Origin of the sequence: Mesobacillus boroniphilus, assembly GCF_018424685.1 — a bacterium.
Classification (GTDB): domain Bacteria; phylum Bacillota; class Bacilli; order Bacillales; family Cytobacillaceae; genus Mesobacillus; species Mesobacillus boroniphilus_A.
Map to the genome: position 1 here is coordinate 116,164 of NZ_QTKX01000003.1, position 14,346 is coordinate 130,509.

The window sequence follows — 14,346 nt, forward strand, 5'->3', positions numbered from 1 at the left end:
GAGATGTTGATAAATGGTTTCACCTGTAAAAGTAAGCAATTTAACGGTTGCATATCAAAAGAAACCGGTTCTGACTGATGTCTCTTTCAGCGTTCCTGAAGGAAAATTGATTGGAATCATCGGTCCTAACGGGGCAGGAAAATCAACTTTAATTAAAGCGATTCTTGAATTAATACCATCGATCAGCGGCAATGTTGAGATTTTTGGAGATTCATATAAACGGAACCGGAAAAAAGTAGGCTATGTACCGCAAAGAGAGTCGGTGGATTGGGATTTCCCTACCGATGCGCTTGATGTCGTGACTATGGGGCGCTACGGCCATTTGGGCTGGTTTAAAAGTCCGGGGAAAAATGACAGCGCCATTGCAATGCAATCCCTCGAAAAAGTAGGAATGGGCCAGTATGCTCACCGCCAAATCAGCCAGCTCTCCGGCGGCCAGCAGCAGCGTGTTTTCCTGGCTCGTGCACTTGCCCAGGATGCCGAGCTGTATTTTATGGATGAACCATTTGTAGGTGTGGATGCAGCAACAGAAAAGGCCATCATCACCTTGTTGAACAACTTAAAGAAACAGGGGAAGACAGTTTTAGTGGTTCATCATGACTTGAACACGGTCAAAGAGTATTTTGACTGGATCATGCTCCTTAATAAAGAGTTAATTGGAATCGGGCCGACAGAGGAACTATTCACAAAAGAGCTGCTGCAGAAAACGTATGGCGGGAAGTTGACGATGCTCGAGAAAAACTCTTCGCCAATCATTATTAGCTAAGGAGCGTGAGGAAAGATGAACTGGCTTGAAATTTTTCAGGATCCTAATACTCAATGGATTCTGCTGGGATCGATGCTTCTTGGCTTAAGCAGCGGAGTCATTGGCAGTTTTGCCTATTTGCGCAAGCAATCCCTGATGGGGGACGCACTTGCTCATGCCGCATTGCCAGGGGTATGCATTGCCTTCATGATCACGGGGACGAAATCCATCCTCTACTTTTTGATTGGTGCCGCAGCGGCGGGTGTGCTCGCTACATTCCTGATCGGCTATATCACAAGGAATTCACGCATTAAACAGGATTCCGCACTCGGAATCATCCTGACTGTATTTTTTGGATTTGGAATCGTTTTGCTGACACAAATTCAGCATGGCGACAGCGGCAATCAAAGCGGACTCGATAAATTCTTGTTTGGCCAGGCGGCATCGATGGTTCAATCAGATGTATATACTATGGCCATCATCAGCGTCATCCTGGTCGCTTTATCGTTTCTGTTTTTTAAAGAATTCAAGCTTTTATCCTTTGATCCAGGTTTTGCAAAAGGGATTGGGTTGCCAATCATGCTCTTGGACCAATTCATCATGCTGCTGATTGTGACAGCGGTTGTGGTAGGAATACAGGCTGTTGGTGTGGTATTGATGGCTGCGCTCTTGATTACACCGGCTGTAGCTGCTAGGTATTGGACAGAGAAACTGCATATCATGGTGATGTTGGCAGGACTTTTTGGAGCGTTGAGCGGCTTTGCCGGAACCGTCATCAGTACGATGGCCAATAACCTTCCGACCGGACCGCTTGCCGTGCTGTCTGCAACTGCCATATTTGTGTTTTCTGTCATTTTTGCTCCGAAGCGCGGGGTCATTGCAAAGAGCATGATGCAGCTGACAGCGAAACGCGACTACGAGAAACAGTATGCTAGTCAAAAAATGAAGGAGGGATCCCTTTATGAATGATATGTGGATCATCCTGATCGGAATTCTTGTTGCCTGGTCATGCAGCATTTTAGGCTGCTTTCTTGTCCTTAGAAAAATGTCCATGATTGGGGATGCCATCAGTCACTCTGTTCTGCCGGGCATTGTCATCGCCTTCTTATTCAGTGGAACGAGAGATTCCTTCATTATGATGCTTGGCGCGGCAGCCATTGGGCTGGTTACCGTCTTTCTTATCCAGATGTTCCAGAACTCTGGAGTTCAATCTGACGCCTCCATCGGTGTGGTCTTCACGGCTTTGTTCGCCATTGGAGTCGTCCTGGTCAGTATTTTCACAAGGCAAGTGGACCTTGACCTTGATTGTGTATTATATGGAGAAATCGCTTATGCTCCTTGGGATACCATCGATTTCCGGGGAACAAATATCGGACCTAAAGCGATATGGGGGATTGGTGCAAGCTTTTTCCTGAATGTTGTGGTGATTGGATTGTTCTACAAACAATTCAAGCTTTGTTCCTTTGACCCCGCCCTGGCGGCTGCACTGGGAATACCGGTTGCTTTCTTTCACTACTTACTTATGGGACTCGTTTCCATTTCAACGGTTGCTTCATTTGAAAGCGTTGGAGCCATCCTTGTTGTCGGTATGATCATTGTGCCGGCTGCAACTGCCTATTTGCTGACAGAGAGCCTCGGGAAAATGATCGTCATCAGCATGATTGTCGGTGCCATTAGTTCAATAGCTGGCTATTACGTTGCCTATCTCCTTGATGCATCTATTGCCGGATCAATGATTACTGTAGCAGGAGGGATTTTCTTTATCGTGTTCCTGCTGTCTCCGACTCACGGAATCATTTTCAAAAAATGGAGAAGGAAAAAATTAATTTCTGAGATTTCATAGCCCTTCCTATTGGCAGCTTTTTTAAAAAAGAAGAGCAGTTTGATATTAGAGATAGGGGGATGTTTTTTATGGCATCACCAAGTGAAGAAAAGTATCTTGAAGAAATTTATAATAAAGTTTTAGAAAAAGAGTTTACAAGCGTGACAGAAATTGCAAGTTCCCTGAACGTAAACCGATCTTCTGTAACCAAAATGGTTCGAAAATTGAGTGATGAGGAGTATCTGCATTCTCAGCGATATGGGAAGATTCGAATGACGGAAAAAGGGCTGGAGAAAGGGATGGAATTAGCATTAAACCACAAAGTATTGGAAGAGTTCTTTCAACTCATCGATCTTGAGGAAGAGCAAATCCATCGAGAAATATCGAATATTGAATATTACATCAGTGGCAATGCAGTCGCGAAAATCAAGGATTTCATAAAGAAAGAAAAAGGCGAGTAAACAATTTAATAGAAATGTGAGTGATTAACACCGAATAACTTAATCACCCATTTTTAAGAAATTTGGAGCGGTTGGATATCGCTTGTACGAGCAAGATAACGCCAGCTTTAGCGTTTAGTGCAAAATAATGTGCCAACCTTAAGCTTCCAATTACCTCGAGCAGAACTCACGATAGAAGAACTGGTCAGCCAGATAGAAAGACTGGAAGATTTAATCGCTGAGAAAAATGCAACCTTAACAAGATAACAATAAAAAGGCGCAACGAGTGATCATCTAATACTCGTTGCGCTTTTTTCGTTGGCCCTGCGGTTCATCACACTATAAACGAAAAGCCTTACCATTACGGATAAGGCTTTTCGCATTGGATGCTAGGCTATGGTTGCAGTCTTTTGTTGTGCACTGGTCGCTTCTGAGGTCTTTCTCTGGTAGTAATACCAGTTTAAGATAATTGACAGTACATAGAAGCCAATGAAGATAAAGAATGCAGGCGCATAGCCTCCGGAAATATTGATGGACCAGCCGAACAGCTTTGGAATCAAGAATGATCCATATGCTGCGAAGGCGGCTGTGAAACCAAGTACTGGTGCTGCTTCTTTCGGAACGAAGATTCCAGGGATCATTTGGAATGTTGAACCAGAACCGATTCCAGCAGCAATGAACAGGATCAGGAATGAAACCAGGAAGCCGCTGAATTGTTTATTGCCAAGGAAGAAGATGACACTTCCTGCTCCAGCCATCATTACGATCAAGACAATTGATGTGAGTTTGGCTCCACCCATCTTGTCAGCAAGCCAACCGCCTACAGGGCGTGATGCTGCAGCAAGGAATGCGCCAAGGAATGCTAACGAAATATGTTCAGGGAATTGTGACTTCAATAGAAGCGGGAATGCCGCTGAGTATCCAATGAATGATCCGAATGTTGCTACATAAAGCCATGTCATGATCCAAGTGTGCTTTCTTTTTACAATAACGAATTGGTTAGAGAACGATTGCTTTGTTCCCGGCAGGTTATCCATGCCAAACCATGCTGCGATTGTTACGATTGCGATCGGGATCAGCCAGATGAAGGCCGCGTTTTGCAGCCATACTTCCTGGCCGTTTGATAATTGCTGTCCATCACCTGCGACAAAAGCGAAAGTTCCAGTCGTAATAATTAAAGGTGTAATGAACTGAACGACCGAAACCCCCATATTACCTAACCCACCGTTAATACCAAGCGCTGTACCCCGAGCTTTTTTCGGGAAAAAGAAGCTGATGTTGGATGAAGAACTTGAAAAGTTTCCGCCACCCAGTCCGCAAAGTGCTGCTAGCAATAGCATGACTGAGTATGGTGTTTCAGGGTTCTGGACTGCAAAGCCAATGCCGACTGCCGGAATTGCAAGAACCGCGGTTGTCAGGACTGTCCAGTTACGGCCGCCCATCATTCCTACACCAAAAGTGTACACAAATCGTAAAGTTGCACCAACAAGACCTGGCATTGCCGCCAATGTGAAAAGCTGCTGATCGGTAAAACTGAAGCCAATGTCATTCAAGCGAATTGCGACTACAGACCAAATCTGCCAGACAATGAATGCGAGCATCAAGGATGGGACCGAAATCCACAAATTCCGCTGGGCATGCTTTTTTCCTTCAGATTGCCAAAAACGATCGTCTTCAGGATTCCATGTATTTATACGAGACATTTTAATTCCTCCATATGTGATCTGAGTGTTTACAACATTAATAAAACATTTCTATCACAGCTAAGTTGTGACGAACCTCACATCTGAGAACGCCATCACAATTCTGTCAAAAAGTCTTGAACAATTTTTGACAGAGGGTGATAAAAGTCGTTACCTATAGGGGTTTTCCCTTAGGGGGAGCATTCTTGATGGAGAAATTGTAGAAGGGTCAAAGAGTTTTCCGTCAATGGCAGTGTAGAACCAGAGCTCGAATTATTGGGAATGGAAAAGATTAAAGAGAAGCACCGTGTGGTGATTGTCGGTGGCGGTCCAGGCGGGAAAGAAGCTGCAAGCTTTTTAACGTTAAGGGCACAAAGTGACGCTTTTGAAAAAACAGCAAGCTTGGAGGCAAACTTAACTTTGAATAGATCAGCTCTGAAATATACAGCGCTGTTGAAAAACAAGGCTCTTTTCTCAAACTTTGTTGCTATTGATTACAAAATAGGAGTGAATGAACTATTTTTCTTCCCAAAGTAGCCTCTTGTTATGAGAAAAGAGCATGCAAACTTAATACCGAACTACAAAATGGCGTTCTATTACGTTAAAATCGGCTTTAGGATTTTAACAACAATCTTTACGGAAACAGCCAAAAACAAAGAGCCTGCAAATTATCAAAAGCCTTGATTCACAAGGGAATCAAGGCTTTTTTGAGGGGGCGGTAATGAATCTTTATTCTCTTTTAATGGTGACCGGGTATAAATATGGAACTTCCGGTTCTTCGGTTATCTCCCATTTAGAAACTTTAACAAGGGGGATAGGGGTGTCCATGTAGGAACCAGTCTCAATGACACCTTCTATTTTGATCCATGTGTCTTTGTCGATAGCCGCTGCGTCTGGGAACTCAGATAAAAATCCGATGATACTGGCATCTGCGACACAATGGGTGACCAGGAATCTTGATACGACCAGCTGGTCTTCTGCAAAGCCTTCCTCTTTATAAACGAATCCGTAGAGGCTTACCTTCCGGCCTTGGAATTTATCGATGTTGGAGCTGATGGACTCATAATAAGATGAATATATACTGTCATTGAAAATGATGGTGGACCCTGTCTCCAACCCTTTCATCTTTTTATTGTATTCTTCATCCGTCATTTGATTTTCGTAACCGGTGGCAGTCTCGGTGCCTTCGGTTATGTCAGTGCCTTGTCCAGCCTGATAATCGTTCTCCTCTGGCGGCTGGGAGGCATCGCCAGTTCCCTGGCTCTCTGCCCCTTCTTTCGTTTCACTAGTTGCCTGGCTGCTCTGCCCGCTTTTGCTTGAACCAGCGATAGACAGCATCGCGCCCTTTTTATCAGCAATCGAGGAATCGAGAACCTTTGCAGGCAGCATAAAGCCTGTCAGCAAAGGCAGGACGATGATCGAGTAGGACACCAGTTTTTTTACCGAAAAAGGTGTTGTCCCATGGTCATGAAAATGCTCATGGTGATCATCATGCGAGCAGCATTCACCTTCATGACTGCAGGAGTCGTGATCATGTGCCCCTTTTATTGTCCACACCCGTGTAATCTGGATAAAAAACAGCAACAAAAAGAGGAACGCGGCTGCCTGGCTTAAAAGCAAATACTTTGGATTAATGAATAAATAAATCTTACCTGTAAAATGCAGCATATAAATCAAGACGGAAAATCCGAGCAGGATCAGGGACCTTGCCGCCTGCTGTGCATGAAATTGCATGGACAAGACCTCCTATAGCATGCTGCTGAACAGCATCAGAATAGTAAATACAGTTCCTGCCACTAGCACCAAAACGGTCATGACAAATTTAAAACGGAACACACTCATCATCATTAGCGTATTCTTCAGATCAATCATCGGCCCGAAAATCAGGAAGCCGAGAATCGAAGTAGAAGGGAAGATGCTGCTGAACGATGCACCGATAAAAGCATCAGCTTCTGAACAAAGAGAAAGGAAGTATGCAAGCCCCATCATTACGGCAAGGGAAGATGCTGCTCCGCTGCCGATTTCCAGCAGAGTTTTCGCTGGCATATATGTTTGGACAAGAGCAGCAAGAAAAGCCCCAATGATTAAGTACTTGGCCATATCGAAAAACTCATCGATTGAATGCTGGAGCATGGCCCAAAATTTCTCAAGAAAAGATTGTTTCTTGGAATGGCTGTGACTCACAAAGGAAACAGACGACTTGAACTGAGTCCCTTTGAAAAACATGCCTACAAGCAAGGCGACAATGATTGCGATGCCAAAACCAAGTCCCATACGAAGGGCAGCAATTTTAGCATCGTTGCCAAAAGCCATATAGGTTGAAGCTATAACAATGGGATTGATAAGTGGGCCTGTCAGCATGAAGCCAATGGCAGCAGCTATAGGTACCCCCTTGCCCACGAGCCTGCGGATAATAGGCACAATCCCGCATTCGCATGCCGGGAAAAGAGCGCCCACACTGCAGCTCATGAAAATTGCCATATACTTGTTCTTGGGAATCCACCTGCTTATATGCTCTTCAGTTACAAAAATCTGGATCATTCCCGCAATCAGCACACCGATCAGTACGAAAGGGAAGGCTTCTATTAAAATACTGAGAAATATCGTATTCAGGTTCAGAATGGAAGATGGGATTTCCAAATTACTCTTAAACCCCATCCCCAGGCTTAACAGCATTAGAAATGCCAGAATGACAGCAAACCCTGTAATATCCAATAGATTAGACCGGATTAAACGAATCATTTTCTCCTCCTAGTTACTTTTACTAGATTGTACTAATTTAATAAAGAAAATATGTACAATCTAGTAAAAAGAATATCAATTTAACACTTTTTCCAGCGTCTGAAGATTTTTCCGCATCAGGCTGAAATAATCTTCTTGATTCTCCATATCTTGAGCTGAAATGGACTCGAGGTTATACAGGGTCACTGTTTCAGCCCCGATTTCTCTTTGAATCATTTCTGCCACGCGTGAAGAAACATTCTGTTCAAACGCAATGTATTTCAAATCATGTTCTTTTGCTTCTTCAATCAACTTTGTCAATTCTCGTTGTGAAGGCTCCTGTGTAGGAGAAAGTCCATTGACAGCGATCTGGATAATTCCATATCTATTTGACCAGTATCCATACGCTTCATGGGCGACAAGCAAATGTTTGTTTTCTGCCAGGTCAATCACGTTCTTGAATTCATTATCCAATTCCTTTAGGTCTTGCTCAAGTTGCGCGAAATTATGTTCAAACTCCTGTTCATGATCAGGCATAAGCTCAATCAAGGAATCTTTGATATATGATGCCAGTTTGATAGACAGGATTGGATCAAGCCAAACATGTGGATCTAAGTTTTTATCATGATGCTCCTCGTCCGAGTTGGTGTTTTCTTCGTCATGGTGTTCTTCTTCGGAGTGAGCGGCTTCTTCCTCATGGTGTTCTTCTTCGGAGTGAGCGGCTTCTTCGTCATGATGTTCTTCTTCGGAGTGAGCAGCTTCTTCGTCATGGTGTTCTTCTTCGGAGTGAGCGGCTTCTTCGTCATGATGTTCTTCATCAGAGTGAGCGGCTTCTTCGTCATGGTGCTCTTCTTCGGAGTGAGCGGCTTCCTCGTCATGGTGCTCTTCTTCAGAATGAGCATCATCCCCTTCATGAGAATGATCATGGGAAGACTCAATCATATCCACATTTTCTGTGGCTTTTACAATCATGACCTTTTCATTTTTCAAGGCTTGCTCCGCTTTTTCCGCAAATCCTTCAATTCCCGCACCGGAATAAATGAATAAATCAGCTTCAGCAAGCTTCATCATATCCTTCGTGCTTGGTTCGAAACTGTGGGCATCTACATTCGGTGGATAGATGCTTTCCACATCCACTAAGTCCCCGCCGATTTTTTTCGCAAAATCCTGGAGAGGGTAGATGGTTGTAAAGACTGTCAGCTTAGTGGCTTCTGGATTATTTTTGTTGGCTGATTCCTTGCTGGAAGAACAGCCGGCTAGTGTCAAACCGACTAATAGCAGTAAACCAAGTGATAGTTTAGTAATTTTCATAGTGATCTCCTTATACGATAATTCCATTAATCGAAATGATTACGATTTAAATTGTAAAACAGAAAGGTATATTTGTAAATGATTTTAGGAATCATTACGATTTATTAAATGGTTCTAAGTGAACATTATTGATTTAAGAACTAAATTTATATGTAGGTTGATAGATCAATTTTAAAAAATGAACCGAAGATGAAAAGAATAGGCTTTTTTAACATTTAATGTTAGACTGCAATAGTTAATCGGGAATACTAACGGTACAGCTTTCTATAGGAGGATTTTTAATGCTTAACAATGATATAATGATCCGTTTGCGGTATGCGCTGGATATCAAGGATACTGATATGGTGGAGATGTTCAAGCTTGGCGGCGTGAACGTGACGAAGGACGATGTCCGAATGATGCTGCAGAAAATTGATGAAGATGAGTATGGGGATGAAGATGTACCTGAGGACTACATAAGAATCAATAACGCGATGATGGAGCAGTTTTTGAATGGCATGGTTACTTTTAAAAGAGGGAAGCGTCCGGGGGAGAATGGTGCTCCGCCACTAACCGGGGAGACTGTGAATAACCAGCTTTTGAAAAAAGTGAAGATCGCCCTGTCGCTCACGAGCGAGGATATGCTCGAGATTTTTGACCTTGCGGGAGTCCGCGTGTCAAAGGGTGAGCTCGGCGCGATTTTAAGAAAAGAAGGGCATAAGAACTATCGGGAATGTGGCGACAAATTTGCGCGGAATTTCCTGAAGGGCTTGGCCTTGAAATTCCGTGGATAGAAATCTTAAGAGACGGTTCTCATGAAGCATGAGAACCGTCTTCTTGTTTTGTAAGCTGGATTTCTTTAATTTTCTGACGCTGTTCCTCTGGCCACCATGCCCCACAGTCATCGGAGACGACACAGGCGGCGCATTTTTCGAGATCATAGACCTTCATCCCGCTGATGGGCGGGGAATAGAGGTGGAGAGTGACGAGTCCTCTTGCGCCGTCTGCCTGCATTTTATGGACACCTTTCTGCGGAGCATAGAAAAGATGTCCTTGATGATGGTACTCCTTGAATAGTTCTTTCGGAAGTCTGTCGCTCTTGATCTCGTAGACGGAATTGAGGGAAGTCCCGTTAAGGACGTGAATCCAGCCGTGGGAATCGCCATGGTCATGAGGTGCACATTCTAAATCTGACCAGTTCATCACCAGCAGCTCGACATCCTCGCTTTTGTATAGGAGTTTTCGATAATAAGGCTTTCCGGAAGATGATTGGAGGAATGGCTCCATTTCATCGATAGGCATATTGATCTTCGACAGTGCTTCCTTCATCTCGTGTTTGGATGGATTTTTCAATGAATCTAACACATTTTTTACCTGAGGATTCAAAGTCATGAGAGCTCCCACCTTCTTCATTTTCTTAAAAGGGTACGCGCCAATAAACTCGCAAGACCACCATTGACAATGGCCACTCCTATAATAATTATGATTCCGCCAATCGCACTTATGAGGATAAATTTTTCATGTAAAAGAAAAATGGCAGCAATCAGGGTAGCCAGCGGCTCGAGGTACAAAAACATTGACACTTTCGAGGCATCCAAAACCTCCAAGGCCTTTCCCCAATACCAATATCCAATTCCAGACACGAATATCGCAAGGAACAAAAGATGTGCCCACTCCGTCTGTGTCAGCAAGGGCAGGGATTCCCAGCCTCTGTTGCGGATGATAAAAGGGAGAGTGAGCACAAAGCCGATTAAGCTCATGTAAAATGTCACCAAAAGGGCAGGATAGGGGATATGAAGCCTTTTTAAAAGGATGGAATAGACCGCCCAGTTCAGTGTGCTCAGGATCATCAGGATGAAGCCGATGTTCATGGCGAACTCGAAGGAATGGCCGCTTCGGGTGGTAGTGACGATAAATACCCCCGTAATGGCGACCACCATTCCGATTGCTTTTTTTACATCCATCTTTTCATGTAAAAACAGAACTGAGAGGATGACGGTGAAAATAGGCGAAAAAGAAATCAGCCAGCCGGCTGACGAGGCATTGATCGTTAACAGAGCAGTTGCCTGCAGGAGTTGGTGAACAAACACACCCAGTATTCCGAGGACAACCAAGTGAGGAATGTATGCAATCGAAATTCGCAAACGATAGCGATTCAGCAGTAAAATCATCAATAAAAACAGAGCTCCGAGGCCAAAGCGGAGCACCAATAATGAGTACGGATCGAGCTTTCCGAGTACAGCTTTCGCAGAAACAAAGGAAACTCCCCAAAAACTGATTGATAATAGAGCATAAAAAGAAGCGGTAAGCTTGGCGCGAAACGGAATCATTGCACGGAATCCTTTCTGGTGGACAAGATTTCTACCATTCTATGCTTGTCCTGGAGGAAGAAGAATCATGAAAAAATATCCAAAAATATTTACAAAATAATGTAAATCTGAGATGATAAAACAAATGATTGAGGAGGGAAAGTAAGTTTATGGAACCAACATCTAATTGCTAATTATTAATTTTTGTAAATTAATATGGATTTTGTAACGAGTGTAAAAATGCCTATTGCATAGGTTTATTTCGTTATGCTCTTTATGGAATTGCGGCAATTAGAAGATAACTTACTTTACTGAATCGTGATAGTGATGTTTTGGCATGGGCTTTTTTGGCTTGCTGAAATTGTTGATTCAAGACTGTAGGGATTTCTACGGTCTTTTTTTGTTTATATATTAAGAAAAGTAATTTTCCACTTCGAGAATTGTCCAGCTCCAGCGCCTAGCCAGTTTTCATCGCTGAGGTGGCTTCTTGGAGTATCTTGCGAGAAGCGTTAGCTTTGAGCAGCTCGAGTCGCTTGTCTAGTGTCGCCTCCTAGAAACTCCGAAACTTCAACTCTGCCGGCAGAAGCAAAAAGCGCTTCTTTGTCGGAGTCTCCAGTTTCTGCGTTTCTGGACAGTCGGCTATACTTTTCGATTTCGGTCCGCCCAATGAAGTCAAAGAACGACTTCACTGGTCGGCCCTCCACGCTTGTCGGGGCTGACCAAGGCGCTTCCGCTTTTCTTATAAAATTGAATAGTAAATAGGTTCTTCTTTGTGCTGTCCATAAAAAGCGTAGCTTCATTATGGATGAAAGAAGGAGTTTATATGTTAGAACTGAAAGTGCATGGCATTAAAAAATATATGGAAGCGACGCTGGTCGTGAATAGTTTTACATTGGAGGCATTTGAAGGGGATAAGGTTGGGATTGTCGGAGCGAACGGAAGCGGCAAAAGCACGATTCTTAAGGTGATTGCCGGAATCGAGCCTATGCATTATTATCCGGGCTACCCGCAGACCTCAAGCCCGGGCTATGATGAAGGGCTGGTCCACCGTCCTCGGGGAGCATCGTTTGCCTATCTGGAACAGATGCCTTCGTATCCGGCTGGGCTGAAAGTGATGGATGTGCTGAATCTTGCATTTGAAGAGGTTCATGCCATTGAAAAGCAGATGCGTGAAATCGAGGAGCAGATGCAGGTTTTAGAGGATGCGGCCCTGGAAAAAGCACTGAATAAGTATAGTGATTTAGTGAATCTGTATGAAGCAAAGGGTGGTTATGATCAGGAGGAGAAGTTAAGCAAGGTTTGCACCGGGCTTAAGTTTACCGACAGCTTTTTACAGAAGGACTTTGATTTGTTGAGCGGAGGAGAGAAAACGACGGTTGGATTAGGTAAGATCCTGATTCATCACCCGGACATCCTGCTGCTGGATGAGCCGACGAATCATCTAGATATGGATTCAATTGAATGGCTGGAAGGCTTTTTGAAAAATTATAAGGGAATTGTGCTGATTGTCTCGCATGACCGTTATTTCCTCGATAATGTCGTCAATAAAGTCGTTGAGATTGAGGACATGGAAACGATCAGCTACAAGGGCAATTATTCAGCTTTTATCAGCCAGAAAGAAGAAAATATGCGGGTGCAATATGAGCAGTTCCGCGAGCAACAGAAAAAGATCAACAATATGGAGAAACAGGTGACGAGCCTTCGCGACTGGGCATTGAGGGCGGACAATAATAAGTTCTTCAGGCGTGCGGCGAGCATCCAAAAGAAGCTTGATAAAGTGGACCGTATAGATAAGCCGGTTTTTGAACGAAGGAATATGAGGCTCAATTTTAACGACGCGATGCGCTCAGGGAATGAAACGATCAAGGCGGTTGGTGTTTCTAAGCGCTATGAGGATAAGCTGATTTTTGATGGTGCTGATTTGATGGTTCATTATGGTGAGCGGGTCGGCCTTGTTGGTCCGAATGGCAGTGGCAAGACGACGTTCCTGAAGATGCTTTTAGGCGAGGAGCAGCCAGATTCGGGCGTCGTGGAGTTTGGTGCGAATGTGATGGCCGCCTACCTTCCTCAGAAGATTGAGTTTGAGAATGAGCAACTTACGGTTCTCGAATGCTTCCGGGAGGATATCTCGATTGTCGAAGGGAAAGCACGCGAGTACCTGGCGAAGTTCATGTTTTACAAAAAGAGTGTCTTTAAAAAGGTGAAGTTCCTATCAGGCGGGGAGCGAATCAGACTTAAGCTGGCGATGCTGATGTTCCAGGATATCAATTTGCTGATCCTTGATGAGCCGACAAATCACCTGGATATTGATTCAATCGAAACGCTTGAGGCTGCACTGGAAGACTTCAAAGGCACGATTTTCTTTATCTCACATGACCGCTATTTCATCAATAAAATTGGTGAGCGCGTGATTTCGGTTGAGGATTTTGGGTTGAAGAGCTATCAGGGAAACTATGATGATTATAAGAAGGAGAAGTCCGCGGAAAAGGAGAAAGCTGTGACTGAACCGGTGTCTGTTTTCAAGGAGAAGAGGGTGTCGCAACAGTCACACCCTGAACCTTCCGCGAAGCTTTTAAGGAAAATCGAAGGCCTTGAAAAAGAAATCACGGAGCTTGATTTAGTGATGGGTGTTAATCAGGATTATGAGGAACTTGATAAGCTGTATAGCAGGAAACAGCAATTGAATGACGAACTCGAGCTGGCAATGGAGATGTGGTTGAGTGCCGGGGAGTGAGTGAGAGGAAGCATGAAATTTATTCATGCTTCTTTTTTTGTAGTTATAGTAGAAAATCACTATAAATAAGTTAGAAATATCAGAATTTTTTACCTAGAAAGGAATATTTATGGTATAAAAGTAATAAGGGGAATGAGAATGACTTTATATGGGTTATTGGTTTTGGTTCATGTAATCGCCGCCGTTGTTGGTTTAGGAGCGAGCTTTGGAATGCCGGTTGTAGCCAAGTTTGGTGCTAAGTCAGTAACGAATGCGAAAGTTTGTTTTGAGATTAATAGGAAAATAGAAATGTTTGCGAAGATTGGATCGCTTACTTTGTTAGCCAGCGGGATCTTGATGGCCATCGTCAATCCAGTGCTTTGGTCACAGGGATGGTTTATCGGTTCTTTGATCATCTACATCCTGATCCAGCCAGTCGTCGCAGCCATGTTACCAAAAACAATCGAAAAGCAAGGCGATATAGTGATGAACAGCGGTGATGGCGAACTGCCAGCCGAGTATCATCAGTTGGATAAAAAAGCTGCCAAGCTAAACGGCATTGCACACGTCGCTGCTGTCTTGCTCATCGTGCTAATGTCAACAAAACCATTCTAGGGGGATACG

Annotated in this window: 15 protein-coding genes; 8 read left to right on the forward strand and 7 right to left on the reverse strand. The window is 43.8% G+C overall.

Translation table 11 applies throughout. The annotated features are described in order from the left end of the window. Nucleotides 1-13: 13 nt before the first annotated feature. From DYI25_RS17910 to DYI25_RS17925, 4 genes are all read left to right on the forward strand, one after another. Nucleotides 14-766, forward strand: coding sequence for a metal ABC transporter ATP-binding protein (locus tag DYI25_RS17910; RefSeq protein WP_213371499.1), 753 nt, complete (start codon nucleotides 14-16; stop codon nucleotides 764-766). A 15-nt stretch (nucleotides 767-781) separates the two neighbouring features. After that, complete coding sequence (locus DYI25_RS17915; RefSeq protein ID WP_213371501.1) at nucleotides 782-1,714, forward strand: metal ABC transporter permease; 933 nt, start codon at nucleotides 782-784, stop codon at nucleotides 1,712-1,714. Continuing rightward, nucleotides 1,707-2,588: a metal ABC transporter permease gene (locus tag DYI25_RS17920; protein WP_213371503.1), complete on the forward strand. Its 882-nt coding sequence runs from the start codon at nucleotides 1,707-1,709 to the stop codon at nucleotides 2,586-2,588. Before DYI25_RS17915 ends, DYI25_RS17920 begins: the two co-directional genes overlap by 8 nt. Before the next feature lie 68 nt (nucleotides 2,589-2,656). Continuing rightward, nucleotides 2,657-3,028: a metal-dependent transcriptional regulator gene (locus DYI25_RS17925; RefSeq protein WP_213371505.1), complete on the forward strand. Its 372-nt coding sequence runs from the start codon at nucleotides 2,657-2,659 to the stop codon at nucleotides 3,026-3,028. A 368-nt stretch (nucleotides 3,029-3,396) separates the two neighbouring features. On the opposite strand, the gene DYI25_RS17930 is transcribed toward DYI25_RS17925, so the two are convergent. Then, nucleotides 3,397-4,710, reverse strand: a complete 1,314-nt coding sequence (locus DYI25_RS17930) for an MFS transporter (RefSeq protein ID WP_213371507.1) — start codon at nucleotides 4,708-4,710, stop codon at nucleotides 3,397-3,399. A gap of 261 nt (nucleotides 4,711-4,971) precedes the next feature. Here DYI25_RS17930 and DYI25_RS17935 point away from each other — a divergent pair, with 261 nt between their 5' ends. Beyond that, nucleotides 4,972-5,226, forward strand: a complete 255-nt coding sequence (locus DYI25_RS17935; RefSeq protein ID WP_213371509.1) for a hypothetical protein — start codon at nucleotides 4,972-4,974, stop codon at nucleotides 5,224-5,226. Nucleotides 5,227-5,418: 192 nt separating this feature from the next. Here DYI25_RS17935 and DYI25_RS17940 read toward each other — a convergent pair whose 3' ends face one another. The 3 genes from DYI25_RS17940 to DYI25_RS17950 all read right to left on the reverse strand — a co-directional run bounded on the left by DYI25_RS17940 (nucleotide 5,419) and on the right by DYI25_RS17950 (nucleotide 8,721). Then, nucleotides 5,419-6,423, reverse strand: coding sequence for a TIGR03943 family putative permease subunit (locus DYI25_RS17940; protein ID WP_213371511.1), 1,005 nt, complete (start codon nucleotides 6,421-6,423; stop codon nucleotides 5,419-5,421). A gap of 12 nt (nucleotides 6,424-6,435) precedes the next feature. Continuing rightward, nucleotides 6,436-7,431, reverse strand: a complete 996-nt coding sequence (locus tag DYI25_RS17945) for a permease (RefSeq protein ID WP_213371513.1) — start codon at nucleotides 7,429-7,431, stop codon at nucleotides 6,436-6,438. A 75-nt stretch (nucleotides 7,432-7,506) separates the two neighbouring features. Then, the gene (locus DYI25_RS17950; RefSeq protein WP_213371515.1) at nucleotides 7,507-8,721 is read right to left on the reverse strand and encodes a metal ABC transporter solute-binding protein, Zn/Mn family; all 1,215 of its coding nucleotides are present in this window, start codon (nucleotides 8,719-8,721) and stop codon (nucleotides 7,507-7,509) included. Between the two features lie 281 nt (nucleotides 8,722-9,002). Here DYI25_RS17950 and DYI25_RS17955 point away from each other — a divergent pair, with 281 nt between their 5' ends. Next, nucleotides 9,003-9,494, forward strand: a complete 492-nt coding sequence (locus tag DYI25_RS17955; protein WP_213371517.1) for a DUF1456 family protein — start codon at nucleotides 9,003-9,005, stop codon at nucleotides 9,492-9,494. A 19-nt stretch (nucleotides 9,495-9,513) separates the two neighbouring features. On the opposite strand, the gene DYI25_RS17960 is transcribed toward DYI25_RS17955, so the two are convergent. The 3 genes from DYI25_RS17960 to DYI25_RS17970 all read right to left on the reverse strand — a co-directional run bounded on the left by DYI25_RS17960 (nucleotide 9,514) and on the right by DYI25_RS17970 (nucleotide 11,698). After that, on the reverse strand, nucleotides 9,514-10,092 hold the full coding sequence (locus DYI25_RS17960) for a cysteine dioxygenase (protein ID WP_213371519.1): 579 nt from the start codon (nucleotides 10,090-10,092) through the stop codon (nucleotides 9,514-9,516). Nucleotides 10,093-10,109: 17 nt separating this feature from the next. Continuing rightward, on the reverse strand, nucleotides 10,110-11,030 hold the full coding sequence (locus DYI25_RS17965) for a DMT family transporter (RefSeq protein WP_213371521.1): 921 nt from the start codon (nucleotides 11,028-11,030) through the stop codon (nucleotides 10,110-10,112). 488 nt (nucleotides 11,031-11,518) lie between these two features. Then, nucleotides 11,519-11,698, reverse strand: coding sequence for a hypothetical protein (locus DYI25_RS17970; RefSeq protein ID WP_213371523.1), 180 nt, complete (start codon nucleotides 11,696-11,698; stop codon nucleotides 11,519-11,521). A gap of 134 nt (nucleotides 11,699-11,832) precedes the next feature. Here DYI25_RS17970 and abc-f point away from each other — a divergent pair, with 134 nt between their 5' ends. Together abc-f and DYI25_RS17980 are read left to right on the forward strand one after the other, a co-directional pair. Next, complete coding sequence (gene abc-f / locus DYI25_RS17975; RefSeq protein WP_213371526.1) at nucleotides 11,833-13,743, forward strand: ribosomal protection-like ABC-F family protein; 1,911 nt, start codon at nucleotides 11,833-11,835, stop codon at nucleotides 13,741-13,743. Nucleotides 13,744-13,881: 138 nt separating this feature from the next. Next, nucleotides 13,882-14,337 (forward strand): DUF2269 family protein, encoded by a 456-nt coding sequence (locus tag DYI25_RS17980; protein WP_213371528.1) that lies wholly within the window; start codon nucleotides 13,882-13,884, stop codon nucleotides 14,335-14,337. The last annotated feature ends 9 nt before the right edge of the window (nucleotides 14,338-14,346 follow it).